Below are 22873 nucleotides of genomic sequence, written 5' to 3'. Positions count from 1 at the left end.
TCGAACGACTGCACGGGCTTCTTCTTCGCGGCCATGATGCCCTTGAACGACGGGTACCGGGCCTCGCCCGACTGGTCGGTCACCGACACCACCGCTGGCAGCGCCGCCTCGACCAGCTCGGTCGCCGCGTCGCCGTCACGACGGCCCTTCACCACGCCGCCCTCGACCGCGACCTCGGACAGCAGCGTCGCCTGCGCCACGCCCAGACGCTCGGCCAGCAGCGCCGGCAGCACGCCCATCGTGCCGTCGGTCGACGCCATGCCGCACACGACCAGGTCGTAGCCGGTCTTCTCCAGCGCCGCGGCCAGGACCGCCGAGGTGCCCATCACGTCCGTGCCGTGGATGTCGTCGTCGTTGACGTGCACGGCCTTGTCCGCGCCCATCGACAACGCCTTGCGCAGCGCGTCCTTCGCGTCGTCCGGGCCCACCGTCAGCACCGTCACCTCGGTGCCCTCGTTCGCCTCCGCGATGCGCAGCGCCTGCTCGACGCCGTACTCGTCCAGCTCCGACAGGAGGCCGTCCACGCCCTCCCGATCGGTGGTCGCATCGTCCGCGAAGCGACGGTCACCGGTCGCGTCGGGCACGTACTTCACACAGACAACGATCCTCAAGCTCACGGCCACCTAGTCCTTTCACGCCTCACGCCGGAGGGAACTCAGTACCCCAACTAGACCACACTCCGTGCCACAGATCCACTCTTTCGTGAAGTGAGAGGGGACTCAGTGTCCTGAGGGAGGGAACTGAGTGTCAGGCAGGCCGGGCGGGGTGCAGGGCGGCGGCCCAGGGCAGGGAGTACCAGGAGAGGAGGGCGAGCAGGGCGGCGCTGGGGAGCTCGGCGACGTAGGCGAATATCTCGGCGGTGCGGAAAGCGCTTCCCCGGTGGGCCGACCAGAGGTCGAAGAAGGCGTCCATCGCCAGCAGGACGGCGGTCGCGGAGGCGATCGGGCTGGTGGCGCGGTGGCGGCGGCGGACCAGCGAGGCCAGGGCCAGCAGTGCGGCGGACTCGATCAGGTCCAGCCAGACCCAGGAGTTGGACAGGTTGCGGGAGCCGAAATGGCCTCGGACGTTCAGGGCCAGGTCGATGATCCACGGCAGCAGCAGGACGGCGGCGACCCGGAACGCGAGCGGCAGCCACCGCAGCACGGCGTCCTCGTGGTTGGCCAGGGCCTTGCGGATTGCGGGCACGCCGTGATCATAGGGCGGGCAGTTCGTCAGGCGGGTGGACAAAAGGCGGGTGGGGGCGTACTCGGCCGCCCGCGTGCGGGTGCGCGCGGGCGGCCGATGACGGGGCCGGGTGGCTCAGGAGTTGCGGCGCACCCGGACGGTGGAGTCGCGGTGCGGGCGGGCGTCGGGGTCGGTGACGGGGTGCCCGGGGTGGTCGTGCCGGGGGTGCTCCTCGGCGCGCTCCACCGTCCAGGCGTCGGCGGCCAGGTGCAGGGAGTCGAGGACCTCGGCGGGGGTGGGGAAGTTCATGTGGTGGTGGTCGTGCCCGTTGCCGTGTCCGTTGCCCTGCTCGTGCTGGTGTTCGTGATCCTGCCCGTGCCCGTGCCCGTGCCCCTGCCCCTGCGCGTGCTCGTGCTGGTGGTTCTGCGGGTCGTTGAACCGGACGGGGGCGACGGCGTGGCTGACGATCAGCAGGGTGCCGCCGGGGGCGACCGCGTCGGCGGCGTGGCGCAGGACCCGCTCGCGCGGGAACTCGGCGGGGGAGTGCAGGAACTGGGCGGAGACCAGGTCGTAGCGGCCGGTCGGGAAAGCGTTTGCCAGGTCGGTGCGCTGCCAGCTGATCCGGTCGGCGACGCCCTCCACCGCGGCGCGGGCGGCGGCCCGGTCGAGGGCGACCTGGGAGATGTCGACGGCGGTGACCTGCCAGCCCTGCTGGGCCAGCCAGATCGCGTCGCCGCCCTCGCCGCAGCCGAGATCCAGGGCGTGGCCGGGGGCGAGGTCGGCGACCTCGCGGGTGAGCGAGGCGTTGGGGCGGCCGCTCCAGATCTGCTCGCTCTCGCCGTAGCGGTTCTCCCAGAACTCGACGGCCTCGACGGCGAGCCGGGTCTCCTCGGCGACCAGGTCGGCGTTGATCGCGATGGCGGCCCGCAGACCGTCGGCGCCGGCGACGGCGACCTGCGCCATCGGGTCGACGAGGTTGCCGGCCGCCCACACGCCGGGGGCTTCGGTGGCGCCGGTCGGGCCGCTGGTGGGGAGATACTCGCCCAGCTTGACGCCGGCGCGGACCAGGGCGGTCGGGGCGAGGCCGAGGCCGGCGAGGAAGGGCGCGCGCACGGTCGCCGCGGTGGCGATGCCGAGCGCGTCGCAGTCGATCACGGTGCCGTCGGCGAGCCGGACGCCCGTCAGGGGCGTGTCGGTCGCGCCGGACCCGGCCTCGGGGAGGACGGCGGCGACCTCGCCGGTGTGCACGGTGATGCCGCGGGCGGTGAGTTCGCGCTGCTGCTGCTCGGTGAACGGCCCGGCGGTGTGGGCGAGCAGCGTGACGTCGGAGCTCCACTGGCGCCACAGCAGCGCCTGGTGGACGGCGAGGGCGGGGTCGGTGGCGAGCACCGCGATCCGGCGGTCGCGGACCTCCCAGCCGTGGCAGTAGGGGCAGTGCAGCACGCCGCGGCCCCAGCGCTCGGCCAGGCCGGGGAGTTCGGGCAGCAGGTCGGTGGTGCCGGTGGCCAGCAGCACCCGGCGGGCGTGCACGGTGCTGCCGTCGGACAGCTCGGCGCGGAAGGCGCCGTCCGGTTCGCGGGTGATGCCGTGCACCTCGGCGTCGTGGAACTCGCCGCCGTACGAGGCGACTTCGGCCCGGCCGCGGGCGATCAGCCCGGCGGGGGGCAGGCCCTCCAGGCCGAGCAGGCCGTGGATGCCCTCGGCGGGAGTGTTGCGGGGCCGGCCGGCGTCGACCACCAGGACCGAGCGGCGGGCCCGGGCCAGGACGAGGGCGCCGCTCAGGCCGGCGGCGCCGCCGCCGACGACCAGCACGTCGTGGTGGCGGGAAGGGTGCGGGTGGGAGTCACGGTGCGTGGCGGTCATGGTCCGATGGTGCGTCGCGCCGGCCGGATTGACAAACATTGTTGCTGAGGTGGCAAATGGAAGGGGCCGGGTGGACGGACGCCGGTCCGGCGGAAGGAGTGGCGCGGTGGGTGCGGAGAACGAGGACTTCGAGGCGGTGCTGACCGGGGTCGGCCCGCGGCTGCGGGCGATCCGCCAGCAGCGCGGCACCACGCTCGCCCAGCTCAGCGAGGAGACCGGGATCTCGGTGAGCACGCTGTCCCGGCTGGAGTCGGGCGGGCGCCGGCCCACCCTGGAACTGCTGCTGCCGCTGGCCCGCGCGCACGGCGTGGCGCTGGACGAGCTGGTGGACGCCCCGCCGACGGGCGATCCCCGGGTGCGGCTGCGCCCGTTCGTGCGGCACGGCTGGACGTACCTGCCGCTGGCCCGCAACCTCGGCGGGATGCAGGCGTACAAGATGATCGTGCCGCCGGGAGCCCGGGAGGACGCCGAGCAGCGCACCCACGAGGGCCATGAGTGGCTGTACGTGCTCTCGGGGCAGCTGCGGCTGCGGCTCGGCGAGCACGACGTGGTGCTGAAGGCGGGGGAGGCCGCCGAGTTCGACACCCGTACGCCGCACGTGTTCACCAACGCCGGCACCACGCCGGTGGAGTTCCTGAGCCTGTTCGGCCCGCAGGGCGAGCGGGTGCACGTGCGCGCGCGGACCGCCAACGGGCGCTCCGGGAAGGAGAACTGACTGGACGTCATGACGGAGCGCCGCGCCCCGGGGAGGGCGCGGCGCACAAGTGCCGGAGGCGGTGCGTCAGTTGACCGCGACGGTGACGCCGGTGGTGGTGTCCGTGACCGGGCCGTAGGAGGCCGTGAAGTTGATGGCCGAGAAGCAGATGCTCGGGCCGGTGAGCTTGGTGAGGGGCTGGTTGACCAGGTTGATCTGCGGCGGGGTGTTGGTGGCGTTGCCGCTCAGGGTCGCCGCGCTGGACTGGAAGGTGCAGGTGGCGGTGCCCGCCAGCGTGTTGAGGACGGCAGTGGCGTGGATCTGGCTGCCCGCGGCGGGGGCAAGAGTCACCGGGAAGCCGGTCGCGTCGGAGATGCTCAGCGTGTAGGGCAGGTTGTCCATCGTCAGGCTGGCCACGCCGGTGACGCCGACCACGTTGGAGGTGCAGCCGCTGAAGGTCAGCACGTTGACCGGACCGGACGCGGTGGCGGTGCCACCGGCGGCGACGGTGGGGTTGACGGCGACGCTGCCGCCGATGTGGGACGCGGTGCACTTGACGCCCGTGGTGGTGCCCGGGTTGTACATGGTCGCCAGGGTGCCGGAGACCAGGTCCGCGGACAGCGAGTCGTTGACGTTGACGTTGGGGCCGAGCACGGGGCCGGCCACCGAGGCGCTGGCGGAGCCGGGGAGGGCGATCAGGGCGGTGGCGGCGGCCAGGGCGGCGGCGCCGGCGAAGAGGCGGTTGCGCATGAGGGTTCCTTCCGGTGGGTGGGGCATCCGGGGGTCGGCCCCGGCCGGGCGGCCGGGGCGCGGCTCCGACGGCGCGGAGCGCGTGCCCGCCCGGGACGGGGCGGGCACGAGTCGGTGGGGGAGCGCCCGGCCGACCAGCGGCCGTCGCCGGGCGGACCGGGGCACGGATCGGGTCGCGGATCAGGTCGCGGACCGGGTCGCGGACCGGGTCGCGGACCGGGTCGCGGACCGGGTCAGTGTCCGGCGCTCGCGGTCATCGCGGCGGACAGGTCGGAGACGCTCTCGTCCAGCACGAAGTTGGCGTTGGTCTGCTGGAAGCTCACCGAGTTCTTGCCGGGCGCGGCGGGCAGGTTCATGGTCCAGTCGATGATCTGGTTGAGCGAGCCGAGCAGACCGCAGCCGTTGGCGCCGGGCACCGAGAAGGTGTTGTCGACGAGGTTCGCGTTGTTCTCCGAAATCACCAGCGAGTTGTGGCCGTTGGGGTCCATGGTGAAGTCGATGCTGCCCGGGTCGCCGGTCATCGGCGCGGTCGGCGCCGGCGGGGCGGTGACGCCGGTGGTGGGCTTGAGCACCAGCGGCGCGGAGTTCGAGCCGACGTAGCAGTCCGGGCCGAACAGCGCGTTGAACAGGTGCAGCTTGATCGGCAGTTGGAAGACCGGGTACGGCTCGCCGGTCGCCATCGGGGTGAACTTGGTGACCGGGCCCGCCAGTTCGACCTGGGCGAAGACACTGGTGATGCCCGGCAGGAAGTTCGCGATGCCCGGGATGGTGATCTCCACCATCGGCGCGCTCATCAGCGGGGCGCTGGTCGGCGGCACCACGGTGTACTGGTTGGCCGTGGTGCCGTCCGGGAAGGTCACCGACGGCGCGGACTTGTCCCAGTAGAAGCCGAACTGGAGCTTGATGGGCGAGTTGAACGGCACCACCGTGCTGCCCAGGGTGAACTTGCCGGCATTGGTGATCGACACCAGACAGCCGACCTGGAGGTTCGCCGGGTTCGTCATGGCGGGCGCGCTCAACGGGCAGTTGCCCATGCCGGTGTACGGCCCGCCCGGGGTGGCGGCGGAGGCCGGAACGGTGCCGGCCAGCAGCGCGGCACTGGCCAGCGCGGCCGGGACGGCGAGGCGGCCGAGCAGCCGCCGGGAGCCGCGGCGGGCGGCGGGGCGGTCGGAGCTGCTGGCGGAGCTGTCCGGCTGGGTACGGCGCATGGTGGGGGGACTCCTCACGGCAGGGGGACGGGGTGGCGGGCCCGTGCGGGACGCGCCGACGGGCGTGCGGCGTACGGCTGTTCGGCGAGCGGGCGGGTCGCTCGACGCCACGAGCGACCGGGCCCGGAGGCGCACGACTGCCACCGTGCCGCCGGGCGGTCCGTGGTACCGGGCGGAACCCGGTACCGGGCGCGGCGCCCCGGGTCGCGAGGGCACCGACAGGCGGGGCAGAAAGGAACCCGGGGCTGCGCCGTGGAGGCGCGGGGTTACCGCCGGGTACACCGCCAAGTTCTATGGGGGGCGAGCGGCAACGTCAAGAAGGTGTGCGGAAGTTGGCAGGCCGGTGAGCGGAGTTCGAGTGAGGCCCCGCCTCAACAGCCACACGAGTCACAGAAGTTGACTGGTGTTCAGATGTGTGGGGACGGTGCGCGAAGTATTGACCCGCCATGTACCCCGGGGTAACTTCCAGACAGCTCGCAGGTGTGAGAAAGATCGTCAACTTCATTGCAAACAAAGATCGTTGACGTATCCGTCCACGCCAGGACCTCACCGCAGGCGAGCAGCGCATCCCCACTCGAACCCTCTGGAGCTGCACATGCCCCACCCCGCAGAACAACTCGCCGCCACCCCCGCAGGGCGCGGCCGGGTCCGGCTGCGCCGCGCCGCACTGATGGCGATTCCCGCCTGCGTGACCGCCGGCGTCCTGGTGACCTTGACCGCGCAGAACGTCCTCGCCAACCAGTTCGCCATCTCCGGCATGGCCTTCGAGGTCACCGCCGACCAGATGCACGGCTATGGGGTCGAGCAGTTCGGCGTCCTGGACAACATGATCGAAAACAGCCCGAACGCCGGTGACACCGGCGGCCAGATGTTCCTGATCCAGACCGCCGTCAAGACGGCAGATCTGACCAAGCTCTGCCAGAGCGTCAACCTCGGCGGCATCAACCTGCTGATCACGGCCGGTGACAAGGGCAGCCCTGTCCACGCCGAGAACCTCACCACCGACTCCGACCTGATGAGCGGCGACGCCGAGTTCAAGGCCCTCGAAGTCGGCCGGGACGCCAGCACCTTCGACAAGGGCCCCGTCCAGGGCCCGCCCGGAATGTTCGGCCAGCAGGGCGACGAGGTGACGGTCAACCACTTCCGCCAGCAGAACTACGCCACCACCGCCGGACTCTTCCGGCTGCCCAACATGCACCTCAGCTTCAGCACCAATGGCTGCTGAGTTCGACTCGGCACCGGACCGGGCGGCCGAGAACACCGCGGCCGCCCGGCCCACCGGCCCCGAGAGCCCCGAGAACCCCGAGAACCCCGAGTACACCGCGGCCGCCCCGCCCACCGGCCCCGCGTACACCGCGGACGCCCGGGCCACCGGCCCCGAGGGCCCCGAGTACTACTACCCCGTTCCGGACGCCCCGCAGGTCGGCGTCCCCCCTCGTACCGGTTTCGCCGGGTGGTACGACCGGCGGCCGTTCTGGGGCGGCCTGCTGGTCACCCTCGCCGGTGCCTGGATCCTGTTCACCGAAAAAGCTCCGATGCACACCGTCATCCACATCGGGCTGCTCGGCCTGGGCGGTTACATCGTTCCGGTCTTCATGGTGCTCTGTGGACTGCTACTGATTTTCCACCCCGCACAGCGGGTCTTCTACTCCCTGGTTGCGGTCCTCGCCACCCTCGGCAGCTGGATCACCTCCAACATCGGCGGGTTCTTCATCGGGCTGATCCTCGGCCTGGTCGGCAGCACCCTCGCCTTCGGCTGGCTCCCCGACCAGCCCCTCAGCAAGCGCAAGGCGCGCCGCCTCGCCGAACGCCAGACGACCCCGGCCTGACCGGGGCGGCCCACGGTGCGGGAGCGTGGCCCGCGCCGTGCACACCGTCCGCGCCCCCCGCACACCGAGCGGTCGGGGGTCGCGGACGGTGTCCGGTCGCGGAACGGAACTCCGATGTACGGCGCTCCGACGCACGGAACTCCGATGTACGGCGCTCCGATGTACGGCGCTCCGATACGCGGAACTCCAATGCGCGGCGCTCCGATGTACGGCGTACGCACCGGACCCGCCGCCCGCTTGGTAGCTTGTGCCGAGGACGGCCCGGCGGCGGCCGGGAGAGCGGAACAGGACGGTCCGGTGCGAGTACTGCCATGCGGGAGCGACGCCGTCCTGATCGAGGTCGACACCGCCGAACAGGTGCAGCACCTGCACAGTGCACTGCACGGCGCACCACCCGCCGGCGTCACCGAACTCGTCCCCGCCGCCCGCACCGTGCTGGTCCGCTACGACCCTCGGACCACCGACCCGCACCGCCTGCGCGCCGCGCTCACCGCCCTCGCCGCGCAGCCCCGCACCGCCACCACCACGGCCGCCGAGGCGACCGGACCCGTCCGTATCCCCGTGCGCTACGACGGGCCCGACCTCGCCGACGTCGCCGCCCGCACCGGGCTGACCGAACGCCAGGTCGTCGAACGCCACACCGCCGCCCACTACCGCGTCGCGTTCTGCGGCTTCGCCCCCGGCTTCGCCTACCTCACCGGCCTCGACCCGCAGCTGCGCCTGCCCCGCCGCGCCGAACCCCGCACCCGGGTACCGGCCGGGACCGTCGCGGTCGCCGACGAGTACACCGGCATCTACCCCAGCCCCTCGCCCGGCGGCTGGCACCTGCTCGGCACCACCACCCTCACCCTCTGGGACCCGACCGCCGACCCGCCCACCCGGCTGCGCCCCGGCACCGCCGTCCGCTTCGTCGAAGCCCAGGAACACCCCGGGAGCGAAGCATGACGCGCGGTGAACTGCTGGTCGTCCGCGCCGGATTCGGAGCCACCGTGCAGGACCTCGGCCGCCCCGGGCTGGCCGCGCTCGGCGTCGGCCGGTCCGGAGCCGCCGACCGCGACGCGCTGCGCCTCGCCAACCGACTGGTCGGCAACCCCGAGGACGCCGCCGGCCTCGAAGCCCCCATGGGCGGCCTCGAACTGGCCTTCCCGCACACCACCACCTGCGCCCTCACCGGCGCCGACTGCCCGGCCTGGATCGACGGCCGCCCCGCCGCCGGCCGCACCCCGCTGCGCGTCCCCGCCGGCGCCCGGCTGCGCCTCGGCACCCCCACGCGCGGCCTGCGCGTCTATCTCGCCGTCCGCGGCGGCCTGGGCGTCTCCCCGGTGCTCGGCTCCCGCGCCACCGACACCCTCGCCGGGATCGGCCCCGAACGGCTGACGGCCGGTCAACTGCTGCCCCTCGGCGACGCCGCCACCGGCTGGCCCGCCGCCGACCACGCCCCGCGGCCCGCCCCCGCCGACCGCACCGTGCTGCACGTGCTGCCCGGCCCCCGCGACGACTGGTTCACCGCAGACGCGCTGCGCACCCTGCTCACCGAGCCGTACACCGTCACCCCCGACAGCGACCGGATCGGCATGCGCCTGGACGGGCCCGTCCTGGCGCGCGCCCAGGACGGCGAACTCCCCTCCGAGGGCATGGTCGGCGGGGCGCTGCAAGTGCCGCCGTCCGGGCGGCCGATCCTGTTCCTTGCCGACCACCCCGTCACCGGCGGCTACCCCGTCATCGCGGTGGTCCGCCGCGCCGACCTCGGTGCCGCCGCCCAGGCCCGACCCGGCGACACCCTGCACTTCCGGCTCGACCGAAGCGGCTGAGGCACCCGAGACGTCTGAGTCTCGACCGAAGCGGCTGATCCGCCCGAGCCGCCCGAGCCGCCCGAGTCTCGACCGAAGCGGCTGAGCCGCCCGAACCCCCGCCGCAGTCAGCCGAGTTGCACCACCCGCGCCCACTCCGGCGGCTGGTCCGGCCGGTAGTCCGGATCATCCTCGTCGACGGCGGAGGAAGGGCGGCGGAACAGGCCGATCACCGTCCGGCAGGACGGCCGGTGGGACGGCCACGCCGTCTGGCCGTCCGTCAGCGCCACCACCACGTCGGGGGCCGGGCGCAGTCGCAGGGCCGCCGCGAAGCCCTCCCGCAGGTCGGTTCCGCCACCGCCGACCAGAGCCAACTCGCCGTGGTTGCCTATCCGTTCGGCAAGCTCGGCGGCGGCGTCGCAGCAGATCACCGACAGCAACTCCCGCCGCCCGCTCAGGGCGCGGGCGATCGCGGCGATCTCCAGCAGGGCGGTGCCCAGCTCCTGGTCGCTGATCGAGGCGGAGGTGTCCACCACGACGGCCACGCGCGGCAGTTGACGGCGCAGCGCGGGCAGCACGACGCCCGGCAGCGCGGTGGCGCGGCGTGCCGGGCGGCCGTATGTGTAGTCGGAGCCCGCGCCCGCGCCGGCCACTGCGGAGCGGACGGCCCCGGCGAGCAACTCCCGCCACGGCTGCGGCGGATGGAACGCCTCCCGGGCCCAGCGCCGCCAGCCTGCCGGGGCGTCGCCGGGCCGCCCGATGATGCCCTCGGCGACCCGGAACCGCACCAGGTCGCGTTCGTGTTCCCGGAGCGCCCGCCCGCTGGCCGGGCCGAGCTCCCACTCCCGGTCCAGGCCGTCCGCGCCGCTGCCGCACTCCAGCCAGCCGGCCGCGTCGGTGTGCGGGCCGAGCGTGAACATCGGCAGGTAGTCCTCCATCAGCTGGTCCGGCGGCAGGCCGAGGGTCTCCGGGTAGACGGCGTCCTCGGGGCGGACCAGGCCGTCGCCGAACACGTCGTCGTTGATCTCGCAGTCCGCCGCCACGTTGATCCGCAGCCGGTCGCCCGGCCCGTCCAGCCCGAACTTGCGCATCGCCCGGTCGCCGCGGAGGGCGTGGTCGCGCAGCAGGTGGGAGACCTCGTGCACCCAGATCGAGGCGAGTTCCTCCTCCGACCGGGCGGCCACGAACGCCGGCGAGACGTAGCAGCGCCAGTAGCGGTCCACCGCCATGGTCGACACCCGCGCCGACTCGACCACCTGCATCGCGAACAGCGCGGTGGCCAGGAACGGCCGGGCGCGCACCGCCAACAGGCGGGCCGTGTACAGCTTGTCCAGGTCCAGCGGCGGCCCGGCCGCCCGGGTCCGAACCCCGGCCCCGGGGCGAGCCGTCGGCCGGGACGGGCGCGGCTTCGGCGGTCCGGGCACCGGACGGGGCGCGCTCATCGGCGGCCCGCGCCGGCGGCGGGCACCCGGGCGGCGGCCCGCTCGGCACGCCGGGACAGCTCCAGCGCACCCGCGAACCGGTCGATCAACGCAGGTACCTCCCAGTCGGGTCGGCGCAGGGAGGCGAGCGTCGTCACGGGCACCAGCAGCACGTCCGGGCTGCCGGTTTGCAGCGCCCGCGCCATCAACGCCCAGGCCGCGTCCCAGCGTTGCACGGTCGGCCGGGAGCGCACCGCGGAGACCACCGCGTCCAGCACGGCCTGTCGCAGGTCGCCGCGTTCGGGCAGCACCGCGCCGTCCGGGTCGGCGAGCAGATCCTCGGGGGCGGGCAGGTCCAACCGGTCGACGGTGGCCAGCAGTTCGAGCCCGGGCCCGTCACCGACCGTGCCGCGCACCAGCATCGACAGCACCTCACGCGACGAGCCGGCGGCCGAGCCGAACGCCAGCAGGCGTACCGTCATCTCCCAACTGCGCGGTGAGGGCCAGGCCCGGCCGCGCCGGGCTTCGGCGGCGGGCAGTCGGTGGGTCAGCTCGGGGCGCACCGTCAGCAGGTCGCAGACCGCCCGGCGGGCGAACTCGACGGCGGCGGGCAGCCGTTCGGCGTCCAGCCGGGGCAGCTCGGCGCGCGGCCACACCCCGCCGAGGCCGCGCACCACCACCTGCGGGTCGTGCACCCAGTCCAGGTGGACGAACCGGTTGGCCAGCGGGGCGCTCAGCTCCCAGCCGTCGACGGCCGAGGCGCGCGGGTTGGCTGCCGCCACGATCCTTACACCGGGCGGGAGTTGCAGAGCGCCGATGCGGCGCTCCAGCACCAGGCGGAGCAGCGCCGCCTGCACGGCGGGCGGGGCGGTGGACAGTTCGTCGAGGAACAGCAGCCCGCGCCCCTGCCGGACCAGACGTACCGCCCAGTCGGGCGGCGCGAGCGGCACGCCGTCGGCGGCCGGGTCCGCGCCGATCACCGGCAGGCCGGAGAAGTCGGACGGCTCGTGCACGCTGGCGATCACCGTGGTGAGCGGCAGGTCGAGTTCGGCGGCCAGCTGGTTCAGCGCTGCGGTTTTGCCGATGCCTGGCTCACCCCACAGCAGAACCGGGAGGTCGGCGGCGACGGCGAGGGTCAGGGCCTCGATCTGGAGGTCCTGGCGGGGCTCGGTGGTGGACTCGGCGAGCATCGCCAACAGGCGTTCGGCGACGGCGAGTCGGGTGGCAGAAGACATGAGTGATCACCTGGGGGAGGGAAGGGTCGGATCCCGGCGCGGCACGTGCCGGGCGAAGGTCAGGCCCGGTGGTACTTGAAGGAACAGCAGCTGCACCGGCGCCCGCGCGGCGGGCGGCGACGGTGCGGGTGGCCGTCCGGCAGCGGCGCCGCTGGTGTGTCGGCGCGGTGGCCGCGCAGCGCCTTGGGCACGAGCCCGGCCCGGCGGAGCGTGGAGAGGCCCCGTTGCTCGTCGTCCTCGGCCAGCCGGGCGGCGAGCGGGCCGTCCGGCAGCGGCGCCTGGTCGCCGATCAGCCGGCGGACGGCGGTGAGCGCGCCGGGCCGGTCGCCGTGCAGCAGTCGCTGCCCGATGGCGTCCAGGTCGTCGGGCCGCCGGTGCGCACGGTCGATGGTCTGCAGGCAGGGCAGCGGTGGGCCGCCGAACGCCGACAGCAGTTCCTCCCGCCGTAGTTGATCGGGCGAGTGGTCGAGCGCGGTGAGTCGGCCGGCCACCAGTGCCAACCGGTGCCGGGCGCCCCGGCAGTCCACCACCAGCGGATCCGCCGCGGACGTCGGTGCCGTCGGCCTCGGTCGGTGGCCCGGCGCGAGCGCCGCCGCCACCAGCGGGTGCAACTGGTCCGCGCGCAGCGCCCCTGAGCGCAGCAGCCCCGGGTCGGGCGGCGCCCAGGTGGCGGCATCCGGGAGCACGGGCAGACCGCCCGCGTCGCGCAGTTCCGCGCCGGTCGCCCCGGTGACGGGATCGAGCAGCAGGAACCTGCGCGCGGCCAACCGCACCGCGACCGGCGTCCCGTCCGGCAGCCCGTCCGCGGACCGCAGCAGAGCCGCCTCGAGCGCCCATGTCGTCCGACGATCCGTCAGATCGCCGATCCGATCGGCGAGTTCGGGTGCGCGACGGGCGTCCCACAGGTGTCGGTGCAGGTCGAGGCGGAAGCGCGGCTGCGGCCGGGGGTCGCACCCTCGGGCGGTGGAACTCCACAGCCCGAGGGCGACCCGCTGGCCGGCCGCCGCCCGGTGCGGCGCGGTGCGCGCCACCAGGTGGAAGGACGTCGGCCCGTCCCGCGGATAGCGGGCCAGGGTGGCGGTCAGCCCCGGCCGCAACAGCCCGTCAGGGGCCGTTCGCGGCAGGTGCCAGCGCAGCAGGTCCGGAGCCAAATGGCGAAGGTCGGAGCGGAGTTGGCCGGCAAGCTCGGAGCCGTACGCGCGGGCGACAGCCCGGACGTCCAGCTCCACGTCGAACCGGGCAGCAGCGCAGGCGCCGCCCCAGTCGCCGGACTCGCGGCAGGCGGTGGCGGTCTCGATCATGGCCGGGGGGACGGCGAACTGCCGTACGCGCGGCCAGAAACAGGTACGAGTGTCCTCGTCCGTCGGCGAAGTGTGGTGCATCAGCACTCACTTCGGAAGGACGGGACCTCCAATCCGTTAGTAGTCATCGCCGCTGATGATAGTGGGCCCCGCGGGGTGCTGTCAGCCCCGTTCGGCGGCGGGGCCGTACGGCGTAGGGTGGCGACCGGGACGAGCCGGGGAATCCGGGGCGGGAGGTGCACGGCGGTGACAGGTGGGTGGCGGCGGCCGGTCGAGGTGCTGCGGCGCAGGCTGCTGAGGGAGATCAATGCCACGGTGCACGGTGCCGAACTCCACCTGGAACGGTACGACCGGCCACTCGGCGACCCCGGCCTGTTCGGCGCGTCCAGCGTGGTGTGGCGGGTTCACGAACACCCCGCCGGGATGCTGGTCGGCGGGTTCGCCGCGCTGATGCTCCAGTCGCTGCACCCGGTGGCGATGCGGGCCGTCGCCGACCACTCCGACTACCGCACCGACCCCACCGGGCGGTTGAACCGCACCGCGCGCTTCGTGTCCACCACCACGCTCGGCTCCTCGGCCGCCGCCGAGGCCGCGATCGCCGGCGTCCGGCAGATCCACCGGTATGTCCGCGGCTTCGACGCGACCGGCCGGCCGTACCGGGCCGACGACCCCGAACTGCTCTGCTGGGTGCACACCGCGGAGGTGTCCTGCTTCCTGCTGGGGCACCAAGTCTTCGCCGGGGAACGGCGGTTGAGCGGCGCGGAGTGCGATTCCTACCTGGCCGAGGTGGCACTGATCGGCGAACTGCTCGGCGCGGACGGGGTACCCGGCTCACGCGCCGCGCTCGCCGGCTACCTGGGCCGGGTCCGGAGCGAACTGCGGGCCGGGCCCGAGGCGTTGGAGGCGGTCGCGCTGCTGAGGGGCTTCGGGCGCAGCCGACGCGAGCGGCTCGCGGTGCGGGTGCTCACCAACGCGGCGGTCGGACTGCTGCCCGGCTGGGCGCGGTCCCAGCTCGGCATCCGGCGGCCCTGGGCGGTGCGCCGGCTCTGGGACCGGCCACTGGCCCAACTGCTCGGCGCGGTGATGGTGTGGGCGTGCGGCCTGTCCCCGATCAGGGCTGCCGCCCATGCCCGCGCCAACGCCCCGGTCCGGACGGCAGGTTGACGGAGCGAGCCAGGGGTGGAGGCCGACCGGGGCGCACACGGAAACGGCCGCCACCCGGGGCTGGGGTCCGGGCTCGGCGGCCGCTTCGACATCGTCGGTGATCGGTGATCTGATCGGTGATCGGTGATCGGTGGTTGTGCTTCGGCGTTCGGCGTCAGGCGGCGTTCGGTGCTGCGAGGAACGCCGGCGGCCCTCAGTACTGGGGCCGACGGCCGTGGTTCGCCTTGTGCCTGGCGCGGGCCTTCTTCTTGCGGCGTCGTTTCGACGACATGGCCACACTCTCCTCTCACGACAGTGGACAACAGCCCCCCGTCCACCCTGCGCCCGCCGCCGTGATGCTGCCAGCCGGAGCCCGGGACGCCCGGTAGCAGGGCCGACACGCCGTGTGACGACCGGGTGTTGGGGCGGGCCGGGACGCACCATGGAGACGAGGGGGACACCACTTCCGCGGGAGGCGAGATGTCGCACCACACGCACGGAACCCACGACGCACCGGCCGACGAGTGGCCGCCCACCGAGACCCCGGAGGCCCGGATGACCGCCGAGGGGTCGCCGCCGCCGGACGAGAGTGAGAAGACCCCGGAGGACGGCCCGGAGTTCGCCGTCCCGGTCTCCTCGCCGCCGGAGCCCGAGGAGGACTGACCTCGACCGCCGGCAGCCTGCTGCCGGCGGTCCGCAGCCAGCAGGTCGCAGGCAGTAGCTCGAAGGCACCTCGGCAAACCGGCCCCGGAGGGCGTGGTTCGGCCATCGGATCGCGGTTACACGGACGGGCACACCCGTCCGACCACAAGGAGCAGCCGATGACCGTGATCTCCCGTCTGCCCGGCGCCCGCGAGGAGGAGTGGGACTGGCAGCTGCGGGGCGCCTGCCGCGCCGCCGACTCCCGACTGTTCTTCCACCCGTCCGGCGAACGCGGACAGGCGCACGACGACCGCGACCGGGCCGCCAAGGCCGTCTGCGCCCACTGCCCCGTCCGGGAGCGCTGCCTGCGCCACGCGCTCGCCACCCGGGAACGCTACGGAGTGTGGGGCGGCCGTACCGAGGAGGAACGGCAGCACATGCTGCGCCGACGGCGACGCAACCACCGCAGGTGAGGCGTCCAGCGCGAAGGCGGCCCCCGGAACGTCGGGGGCCGCCTCCGTCCGTTGCGGGGGCTGCCGCGCGGCTTACCGGACGGGCGTTCGCCGGCGACGGCGGCTGTGCGTGCGGGCAGCGGGTGTGCGGGCTGGCTGGTCGCCCTGCGGGCGGGCATCGGTTGTGCGGGCAGGCAGCGAGTGTGGGCGGGTAGCCGCTGTGCGGGTGGGGTGGCGGGTGTGGGCGGGCGGGCATCGGTTGTGCGGGCAGGCAGCGAGTGTGGGCGGGTAGCCGCTGTGCGGGTGGGGTGGCGGGTGTGGGCGGGCGGTCTCTGTGCGTGCGGGCAGCGGGCGTGCGGGCGGGTCGCCGCTGTGTGAGCGGGGTGGCGGGGTGTGGGCAGGCGGTCGCTGTGCCGAGCAGGCAGCGGGTGTGCGGGTGGTCGGCCGCTATGCGAGCAGGCGGGAAGCGTCGATCTCCGCCCAGATGGACTTGCCCTGGGCGTGCAGGTCGGCGCCCCAGCGGTCGGAGGTGTGCTGCACGATGTACAGGCCGTGACCGCCGGGGAGGCCGGGGCGGTGCGGGGTGCGCAGCGCGGGCAGCACGGAGGACGTGTCGGAGACCTCGATCCGCAGGCGGGCCGGGGTGGCGTCCAGGACGAGTTCGAGCGGGCCGCCGGCGTGCAGCATCGCGTTGCCGACGAGTTCGGCGACCAGCAGGACGACGTCCTCGCCGAGGTCGGCGTCGGGCGGGGTGGACCACGACCAGTCGCCGAGCGCTTCGGCGGTGAACGCGCGGGCCCGGGCCACCGGCCGGGCGACGCCCGCGAGCCGCAGTCGGCGGCGCTGGCCGCCGGGCGGCATGACCGTGTCGGCGTCCGGGCGGTCGCCGTCCAGGGTTCCCCGACTGGGCGTCACGGGCGGGTTCCCTTCGGTCTCGACGGCTGGCTCACGGGTCGGTTTCCCGCCCGTGGCGGGATTATGCCCGGTGGGGCGGACAGTACGCGGACGGAGGGTCTCACCGACCGGCGTCGAGGGCCGCGTCCACGGTGTCGTGGATGGTGAACACGGCTTTCGCGCCGGTCAGTTCGAGCAGGTGCCGGACCGGCCCGGAGAGCGCGGCCAGCCGGAACGGCAGCTCGATGTCGGCCGCCGCCATCCGGGTCTGCAGCAGCAGGTTCAGCCCGGACGAGTCGCAGAAGTCGACCCGTCCGAGGTCGACCACCAGCGCGAGGGGGCGTTCGGCCAGGAGGCGGTCCAGTGCGTCCCTGGCGGGTTGCAGGGTCTCGATGTCCAGATCGCCCGACAGCGTGCACACCGCCGCGTTCGACGGCGTGTGCCGCACCTCCACCGCCAGGGGGGCCACGGGCATGTTCTCGGCTGGCATCCTCGTCCTGTTCCCTCGACCTGGTCTGGCTCGACCCTACGCACGCCGGGCGTGGCGGTCGAGACGGGGGTGCCCGGTGCGACCTGTCCTCGGGTCGCACCGAGCACCCCCGTGAGCAACGGTGCGTCGGGCCAAGGGCGTTCGACGGCCCGCGACCTGACGTGCCGTCAAGTCCGGTCGATGGTGAGGCCGGTGCGGAGTTTGGCCAGGGTGCGGGACAGCAGCCGGGACACGTGCATCTGGGACAGGCCGAGGCGGGCGCCGATCTGGGACTGGGTGAGGTCCTCGGTGAACCGCATCGAGAGGATCAGCCGGTCGCGCTCGGGGAGTTGGGCGATCAGCGGCTTCAGTGCGACCAGGTTCTCCACCAGCCCGTAGCCGCCGTCGACCCGGCCGAGGCGGTCGCCGGGCGGCTGCCCGTCGCCCTCGCCAGGGGCGGTCAGGTCGAGCGAGCCGGCGGTGTGCGCGTTGGCGGCGGCCAGGCCCTCGACCACGTCCTCCTCGGGCAGCGACAGGTGCTCGGCGAGGTCGGCGACGGTCGGCTCGCGGTCCAGCGTCTGGGCCAGTGCGTCCTGCGCCTTGGCCAGGTCGAGGCGCAACTCCTGGAGCCGGCGCGGCACATGAACGGACCAGGTGGTGTCCCGGAAGTGGCGGCGTATCTCGCCGACGATGGTGGGCACCGCGTACGTGGTGAACTCCACCCCGAGGTCGGGGTCGAACCGGTCGATGGCCTTGATCAGGCCGACCGAGCCGACCTGGAGCAGGTCCTCGTACGGCTCCTTGCTGTGGCCGAAGCGGCGGATGGCGAACCGGACCAGGGTCAGGTTCAGTTCGATCAGCGTGCTGCGGACGTAGCTGAACTCCCGGCTGCCCTCCTCCAGGCCCGCCAGGCGGCGCAGCAGGACACGGGTCAGCTCGCGGGCGTCGGCGGGGGTGGCGCGGGTGGGGTCCGCGAGTGCGTCCAGGGCGGCCCCGGCGTCCAGGGTCGCTCCGGCGCTCAGGGCTGCTTCGGCGTCCAGCGCCGCTTCGGCGCCCAGGGCTGCTCCGGCGCTCGGTGCGGACGGGGCGCCCGGGCCGAGGCCGAGGACCTCGGGGGTGTCGGACCCGGTGACCGAGGGCACTCCGATCGGCTCGGAGGTCGCCCCGGCGGGTGCGGACAGGAGAAGTTCATCAGTGGGCACAGGCATGCCTTTCCTTTCCTCGTCTCCGGCCGGTCCGTCCCCGGGTACCCGGTCGTCCGCAGCCCATGCCTGGCATACGTGTGAAGTTTTGGTGCGCGCGGCGGTGGCGGCGCGGGCCCGGGCGACGGCTCGGAGGTGCTGGTGCATGCCTGTCGGGGGACGGGGCAGGCGCAGCGTGGACGCGGACCGCAGTCGGGCGGCCGCACCCGGTGAGGAGGAACACGCCATGGGCCGGATCGAGGAATCCGTGGAGATCGACGCTCCGATCGAGCAGGTCTACCGCGCATGGACCGACCGCGCGTCGCTGCCTGCCCGCATGCGCGGCGGCGCGGACCGCGGGGCCGCCGCCACCGAGGTGGTGCCGCTGGACCGGATCGCCTGGAGCGGCGGCGAGGAGCAGCCCGGGCACTCCGGAGTGGTGACGTTCCACCGCGCCGGGGACGCGGCGGAGGACGGCACCCGGGTGATGCTGCAGTTGGACACCGAGCCGCACGGCCTGTGGGACCACCTGGTGGAGGGTCTCGGCTTCACCGACCGGCACGTCATCGACGAACTCGCGGCCTTCAAGGCGGACGTCGAGCGGCCCGGCCCGGGCCTGGCCGCCTGAGCCGGTTCCGCGTCCGGCCTCCGTGGCCCCAGGCCTCCGTTCTCGCCCCCGGCCTTCGTTCCCGTTCTCGTTCCCGTTCCCGTTCCCGTTGCCGGGGCGGGGTCAGCGGCGGGCGAGTCGCCGTTCGCCGCCAGCGCCGGTGGCGTAGGCGAGGTTGTAGTGCGAGAACACCTCGGGTTCCTGCTCGGCGGTCAGCACCCCGTCGGGGTCGATGGACGGCGCGCCCTTCACGAGGTTGCGGTCGAACGGGACCCGGACGTAGTCGGGCCCGACCACCGCGTCCGCGACCGGGACGAACACCAGGCGGCGTTTGCTGAACATCGGGCCGACCGTGACGGTGGCGAAGGACGGCAGGTCGGTGGCGGTGTCGACGTAGACGTTCTCCAGGGTGCCGATCTTCTTGCTGTCCTGGTCGACCACGTCGTGGCCACGCCACTCACGGATGTCGGCGATCGAGATCATTGACGGCCTCCGATGGCTGGACGGTCCACCGACCGCACGGCCCGACGGGGTGCGGCCGATGGCTGGACGAGGGGATTCCCCGCCCCGTCCATGGTCACCGACGGTGGTCGGGCCCGCCCGTCCGCACCGCCTGGTCCGGTGGGAGCAGCAGGCCGGCCAGCTCGTCGAGCAGCTCGGCGACCCGGCGGGCCTGCTCCGGGTCGGGGACGGCGTTGGCGATGACGGGCTCGGCGGGGCGGGAGACCCGGGCCCTGATGTAGCGGCGGGCGGGTTCGGAGGCGCTCAGCAGGGTGCGGCGCCCGTCCGCCGGGTCGGGGACGGCGTCCAGCAGCCCGCGTTCGCGCAGACGGGCGACCGAGGTGGAGACGTGGCTCTGGGCGAAGCCGGTGCGGGCGCGGATGTCCTGCACCGAGGTGTTCGGGTGCCGGTACACGTCGGAGATCACCGCGATCTCGCCGGGGGAGAGGGTCGCCGAGGCGTGGTCGGTGACCATTTCCCGGCCGAGCTCGGTCAGTCGCTTGCCGAGCCGCAGAAGCCGTACGCCGTCCATGCCCGGAAGAATACATCTTCACAGATGTATCGCTACCGATGTAGTTTCGAGGGCATGACGACCCAAGAGCCGGCCGGCCCCGGCCTTCCCGTTGCCGAGCAGCCGCCCACCGCCGAGCAGCCGCCTGCCGGCGAGTCACGGCCCACCGCCGGGCAGGTGCCCGCCGCCGAGCAGCTGAGCCCCGTGTCCCGCACCGCGCTCGCCGTGGCGCGGGGGCGCGCCTACGAGAGCGCCCAGCCCGAGCCGCTGTTCATCGACCCCTACGCGCTCGCCTTCGTCACCGCCGCCGGCGCCCCGCCGCGCCCCGGCGACAAGCCGCTCGGGCCGCTCGCCCGCCGCCTGCTGATGCACGGCATCCTGCGCACCCGCCACTACGACGACGGGCTGCTCGCCGCAGACACCCGCCAGGTCGTCATCCTCGCCGCCGGACTCGACACCCGCGCCCACCGACTGCCCTGGCCGGACGGCACCCGCCTGTACGAGATCGATCTGCCGCCCGTCCTCGCCTTCAAGGAGCAGGTCCTCACCGCGCACGGCGCCCGCCCGCAGTGCGAGCGCACCGCGCTGCCCGCCGACCTCACCGACCCCGACTGGCCCGACCGGCTCTGCGCCGAGGGCTTCGACCCCGGGCAGCCCACCGCCTGGCTCGCCGAAGGGCTGCTGGTCTACCTCGAAGCCGACCAGGCCGCCCAACTGCTCACCACGGTCGGCGAATTGTCCGCTCCCGGCAGCCGCCTGCTGGTCGAACAGGGCCGCGACGTCAGCCGCACCCCCGTCGAGGAGGGCCTCACCGAGATGACCTCGCTGTGGCGCGGCGGTCTCGGACCCCGCACCGCCGACTGGCTGGAGGCCCACGGCTGGACCATCCGCTTCACCTCCCTCGACGACCTCGCCGCCCGCCACGGCCGCACTCTGCCGCCCGCCACCGGCACCGCCACCAACGGCTTCCTGGAGGCCGCCCGGGCCTGACCGCCAACCTGCAAACGGCATCCGCCCGTTCGCCACTGCTCGGGTGAACGGGCGAACGGGCGGATGCCGCAGCGCGGTCGCCCCGGTCAGGAGGTCGCCGTGCAGACCGGCGTCGCCGACGCCACCGCCGAGGAGTCCGTACGAGTCGCCTGAACGCCGAACGTGGTGGACGCCGCCGGGGCCAGCGCCCCGTTGTACGACATGCTGGTCGCCGTCACCGTCTGCCCGCTGCGCGCCACGTCCGCGCTCCAACTCCCGCTGATCTGAAGCCCGGTGGGCCAGGTCCAGACCACCTGCCAGCCCGTGGTCGGGGCCGTGCCGGTGTTGGTCACCGTCACCGTCGCGGTCAGGCCGCTGCCCCAGTCGTTCAGGCTGATCGCCGCCGAACACCCGGCGCTGCTCCCGCCGCCCGCCGACGTGGTCGCCGTGACCGCCGCCGAAGCCGCCGACACATTGCCCGCCGCGTCCCTCGCCCGGACCGTGTAGCTGTACGCCGTCGCCGCGCTCAACCCGCTGTCGGTGTACGAGGTTCCGGTGACCGATGCGACCTTCGACCCGCCCCGGTACACGTCGTACCCCGTCACACCGGTGTCGTCGGTCGACGCCGTCCAGGACAGCGACACGCTGCTCGCCGTGGTGCCCGTCACCGTCAACCCGCCCGGAACGGAAGGCGGTTGGGTATCACCCGGGCCGCCGCCACCCGGACCGCCGCCGAAGCCGGGCGACTTGATCGACGCGAGGTAGCCGTCCTTCACCGTGTTCACGGTCGTCCAGTCGTCGTTCAGGATGCCGCCGGTGTCGCCCGAGTTCGGGTTCCACGACCAGAACGTCCACTGGAACGAATCCGCGCCCGCCGTCGCCGTCGGCCGCAAGTACTGCACCAGCGCCCGCAACCAGGTCTGGTCGGTGGCGGACTGCAGCGTGGTGCCGAACTCGCCGACCCACACCGGCGCGACGTTCTGGTTGAACAGGTAGCCCCAGTTCTTGTCCCAGATGCCCGGCATGTTCGACGGGAAGCTCGGGTCGGAGAACCAGGACTGCTGCGCCACACTGGTCGCGTAGTCGTGCGCCGAGTACACCACCCGGTTGGCGACGCTCAGTTGGACCGGATACTGGCCCGCGCCCTGCAGGTTGCCGCCCCACCAGTACGAGGAACCGTTGAAGGACTGCACGCCCTCCACGAAGATCAGCAGCTTCGGATTGGCCGCCAGCACCGCCTCGCCGCCGCGCTGCGCCGCCAGCCGCCAGTCGGTGGCCTGGTCGCCGCAGCCCCAACAGGCCGGGTCGTGCGGCTCGTTGTGCAGGTCGATGCCGACCACCGCCGAGTTGCCGGCGTACCGGGCGGAGATCGTCCGCAGGTTCGCCAGCCAGGTGGACTCCGGCACCGAGGAGGTGTACCAGAGCGCCGACTGCCCGCCGGAGTCCGGCCGGTGCCGGTCGAGGATCACCTTCATGCCCACGCTGCCCGCGTAGTTGACCAGCTTGTCCATCACACCGAGCGAGTTCAGGCCGACCAGGTCGGCGTTCATCCCGCCCGAGGTGTTCAGGCTGGTCGGGGTGGTGCCCTTGAAGATGTCGTCGCTGTACGGCAGCCGGATCGTGTTGTAGCCCAGCGACTTCATCTGGTCGATCATCGACTTGTAGTCGCGGCTCCACAGGCCGTGGGCCACGTAGTTGGCGGTCTCGAAGCCGAACCAGTTGATGCCGGCGATCCGGACCGGGTTCCCGGCCTCGTCCAGGATCTTCCGGCCGCTGGTGTGCCAGTAGCCGGCACCCGCCGCAGCAGCGGCGGACCCGGCCGGGGCGGCGGGCACGACGGACGCCACCGGCGTCGCGGGTGCCGCGGGCGCAGCCGGGGCGGTGGCGACGGTGGCCGCGAGCAGTGCGGCCAGCGCGGCGGCCGGGGCCGCCAACCGGCGCGAGAGGCGTGACAGGTGCGGCAGGCGCGACAGGTGCGACAGGTGCCGGGGGAACGGGAGTCGCATGGGCTCGTTCCTCTCTGGACGCGGACGGGGGCGTCCGACAGGGGTGGGGGAGCGCTCCGACAAGGGCCCTTGGGGATGCGGGACATGACGCCAGATGCGCTCGGGCGGTGTCAATAGCGTTGGGAGCGCTCCCATGTGAGGTGCGGCGGGGCGGGCGGCGCGCTGAAAGGTACATCGTCCGGCGGCGACACCCCGGGGTTCGGCCCGCATTGACTCGGGGCGGGTCGCGGTGATGGAGTCCAG

General features: G+C 73.6%; 24 protein-coding genes. 10 read left to right on the top strand and 14 right to left on the bottom strand.

Annotated elements, in window-relative coordinates; translation table 11 throughout:
* The 3 genes from ACIQF6_RS19270 to ACIQF6_RS19260 all read right to left on the bottom strand — a co-directional run.
* Positions 1-617: electron transfer flavoprotein subunit beta/FixA family protein (locus tag ACIQF6_RS19270; RefSeq protein ID WP_400896399.1), on the bottom strand; the 617-nt coding region annotated here is incomplete at its 3' end.
* A gap of 130 nt (positions 618-747) precedes the next feature.
* Positions 748-1185, bottom strand: coding sequence for a hypothetical protein (locus ACIQF6_RS19265; protein WP_400896397.1), 438 nt, complete (start codon positions 1183-1185; stop codon positions 748-750).
* A gap of 114 nt (positions 1186-1299) precedes the next feature.
* Positions 1300-3027, bottom strand: a complete 1728-nt coding sequence (locus ACIQF6_RS19260) for an FAD-dependent oxidoreductase (RefSeq protein ID WP_400896395.1) — start codon at positions 3025-3027, stop codon at positions 1300-1302.
* 106 nt (positions 3028-3133) lie between these two features.
* On the opposite strand from ACIQF6_RS19260, the gene ACIQF6_RS19255 reads away from it, so the two are divergent.
* Positions 3134-3742, top strand: coding sequence for a helix-turn-helix domain-containing protein (locus ACIQF6_RS19255; protein ID WP_400896393.1), 609 nt, complete (start codon positions 3134-3136; stop codon positions 3740-3742).
* A gap of 66 nt (positions 3743-3808) precedes the next feature.
* Here the strand turns inward: ACIQF6_RS19255 and ACIQF6_RS19250 are convergent, their stop codons facing one another.
* Both ACIQF6_RS19250 and ACIQF6_RS19245 read right to left on the bottom strand, forming a co-directional pair.
* Positions 3809-4471, bottom strand: a complete 663-nt coding sequence (locus ACIQF6_RS19250) for a Tat pathway signal sequence domain protein (RefSeq protein ID WP_400896391.1) — start codon at positions 4469-4471, stop codon at positions 3809-3811.
* A gap of 233 nt (positions 4472-4704) precedes the next feature.
* On the bottom strand, positions 4705-5679 hold the full coding sequence (locus ACIQF6_RS19245) for a hypothetical protein (protein ID WP_400896389.1): 975 nt from the start codon (positions 5677-5679) through the stop codon (positions 4705-4707).
* 595 nt (positions 5680-6274) lie between these two features.
* On the opposite strand from ACIQF6_RS19245, the gene ACIQF6_RS19240 reads away from it, so the two are divergent.
* The 4 genes from ACIQF6_RS19240 (at position 6275) to ACIQF6_RS19225 (ending at position 9319) form a co-directional block, all read left to right on the top strand.
* Positions 6275-6904, top strand: coding sequence for a DUF6230 family protein (locus tag ACIQF6_RS19240; RefSeq protein ID WP_400896387.1), 630 nt, complete (start codon positions 6275-6277; stop codon positions 6902-6904).
* Positions 6894-7508, top strand: a complete 615-nt coding sequence (locus tag ACIQF6_RS19235) for a DUF6114 domain-containing protein (RefSeq protein WP_400896385.1) — start codon at positions 6894-6896, stop codon at positions 7506-7508. The genes ACIQF6_RS19240 and ACIQF6_RS19235 overlap by 11 nt, the downstream gene beginning before the upstream one ends.
* Positions 7509-7805: 297 nt before the next feature.
* Positions 7806-8453, top strand: coding sequence for an allophanate hydrolase subunit 1 (locus tag ACIQF6_RS19230; RefSeq protein WP_400896383.1), 648 nt, complete (start codon positions 7806-7808; stop codon positions 8451-8453).
* Positions 8450-9319, top strand: a complete 870-nt coding sequence (locus ACIQF6_RS19225; RefSeq protein ID WP_400896381.1) for a biotin-dependent carboxyltransferase family protein — start codon at positions 8450-8452, stop codon at positions 9317-9319. The genes ACIQF6_RS19230 and ACIQF6_RS19225 overlap by 4 nt, the downstream gene beginning before the upstream one ends.
* A gap of 107 nt (positions 9320-9426) precedes the next feature.
* Here ACIQF6_RS19225 and ACIQF6_RS19220 read toward each other — a convergent pair whose 3' ends face one another.
* From ACIQF6_RS19220 to ACIQF6_RS19210, 3 genes are read right to left on the bottom strand one after another with little or no spacing between them, the layout of a single operon-like run.
* A complete protein-coding gene (locus tag ACIQF6_RS19220) occupies positions 9427-10740 on the bottom strand; it encodes a VWA-like domain-containing protein (RefSeq protein WP_400896379.1) in 1314 nt (437 codons plus the stop codon).
* Positions 10737-11954, bottom strand: coding sequence for an AAA family ATPase (locus tag ACIQF6_RS19215; protein ID WP_400896377.1), 1218 nt, complete (start codon positions 11952-11954; stop codon positions 10737-10739). The genes ACIQF6_RS19220 and ACIQF6_RS19215 overlap by 4 nt, the downstream gene beginning before the upstream one ends.
* A 59-nt stretch (positions 11955-12013) precedes the next feature.
* On the bottom strand, positions 12014-13336 hold the full coding sequence (locus ACIQF6_RS19210) for a hypothetical protein (protein WP_400896375.1): 1323 nt from the start codon (positions 13334-13336) through the stop codon (positions 12014-12016).
* A gap of 165 nt (positions 13337-13501) precedes the next feature.
* Between ACIQF6_RS19210 and ACIQF6_RS19205 the strand changes: the two genes are divergently transcribed.
* From ACIQF6_RS19205 to ACIQF6_RS19195, 3 genes are all read left to right on the top strand, one after another.
* Positions 13502-14419, top strand: a complete 918-nt coding sequence (locus ACIQF6_RS19205) for an oxygenase MpaB family protein (protein ID WP_400896373.1) — start codon at positions 13502-13504, stop codon at positions 14417-14419.
* 459 nt (positions 14420-14878) lie between these two features.
* Positions 14879-15061: a hypothetical protein gene (locus ACIQF6_RS19200; RefSeq protein WP_400896371.1), complete on the top strand. Its 183-nt coding sequence runs from the start codon at positions 14879-14881 to the stop codon at positions 15059-15061.
* Between the two features lie 158 nt (positions 15062-15219).
* Positions 15220-15513: a WhiB family transcriptional regulator gene (locus ACIQF6_RS19195; RefSeq protein WP_400896369.1), complete on the top strand. Its 294-nt coding sequence runs from the start codon at positions 15220-15222 to the stop codon at positions 15511-15513.
* 426 nt (positions 15514-15939) lie between these two features.
* Here the strand turns inward: ACIQF6_RS19195 and ACIQF6_RS19190 are convergent, their stop codons facing one another.
* From ACIQF6_RS19190 to ACIQF6_RS19180, 3 genes are all read right to left on the bottom strand, one after another.
* Entirely contained in the window at positions 15940-16407 is a 468-nt protein-coding gene (locus ACIQF6_RS19190; protein WP_400896367.1) for an ATP-binding protein, read from the bottom strand.
* A gap of 100 nt (positions 16408-16507) precedes the next feature.
* Positions 16508-16861 (bottom strand): STAS domain-containing protein, encoded by a 354-nt coding sequence (locus ACIQF6_RS19185; RefSeq protein WP_400896365.1) that lies wholly within the window; start codon positions 16859-16861, stop codon positions 16508-16510.
* A 182-nt stretch (positions 16862-17043) separates the two neighbouring features.
* Positions 17044-18063 carry an RNA polymerase sigma factor SigF gene (locus ACIQF6_RS19180; protein WP_400896363.1) on the bottom strand — a complete coding sequence of 340 codons (1020 nt, stop codon included), beginning with the start codon at positions 18061-18063 and terminating at the stop codon, positions 17044-17046.
* 139 nt (positions 18064-18202) lie between these two features.
* Here ACIQF6_RS19180 and ACIQF6_RS19175 point away from each other — a divergent pair, with 139 nt between their 5' ends.
* A complete protein-coding gene (locus tag ACIQF6_RS19175; RefSeq protein WP_400896361.1) occupies positions 18203-18664 on the top strand; it encodes a hypothetical protein in 462 nt (153 codons plus the stop codon).
* A 102-nt stretch (positions 18665-18766) separates the two neighbouring features.
* On the opposite strand, the gene ACIQF6_RS19170 is transcribed toward ACIQF6_RS19175, so the two are convergent.
* Positions 18767-19126: a PRC-barrel domain-containing protein gene (locus tag ACIQF6_RS19170; protein ID WP_400896359.1), complete on the bottom strand. Its 360-nt coding sequence runs from the start codon at positions 19124-19126 to the stop codon at positions 18767-18769.
* Between the two features lie 94 nt (positions 19127-19220).
* Complete coding sequence (locus tag ACIQF6_RS19165; RefSeq protein ID WP_400896358.1) at positions 19221-19676, bottom strand: MarR family winged helix-turn-helix transcriptional regulator; 456 nt, start codon at positions 19674-19676, stop codon at positions 19221-19223.
* Between the two features lie 54 nt (positions 19677-19730).
* On the opposite strand from ACIQF6_RS19165, the gene ACIQF6_RS19160 reads away from it, so the two are divergent.
* Positions 19731-20645, top strand: a complete 915-nt coding sequence (locus ACIQF6_RS19160) for an SAM-dependent methyltransferase (RefSeq protein ID WP_400896356.1) — start codon at positions 19731-19733, stop codon at positions 20643-20645.
* 86 nt (positions 20646-20731) lie between these two features.
* Here ACIQF6_RS19160 and ACIQF6_RS19155 read toward each other — a convergent pair whose 3' ends face one another.
* Entirely contained in the window at positions 20732-22630 is a 1899-nt protein-coding gene (locus ACIQF6_RS19155; RefSeq protein ID WP_400896354.1) for a cellulase family glycosylhydrolase, read from the bottom strand.
* Between the last annotated feature and the right edge of the window lie 243 nt (positions 22631-22873).

The sequence above is a fragment of the Kitasatospora sp. NPDC092948 genome, assembly GCF_044754805.1.
In the GTDB taxonomy this organism is placed as follows: domain Bacteria; phylum Actinomycetota; class Actinomycetes; order Streptomycetales; family Streptomycetaceae; genus Kitasatospora.
The sequence above is the reverse complement of the archived record's forward strand: the minus strand, read 5'-3'. Positions and strand labels throughout refer to the sequence as shown.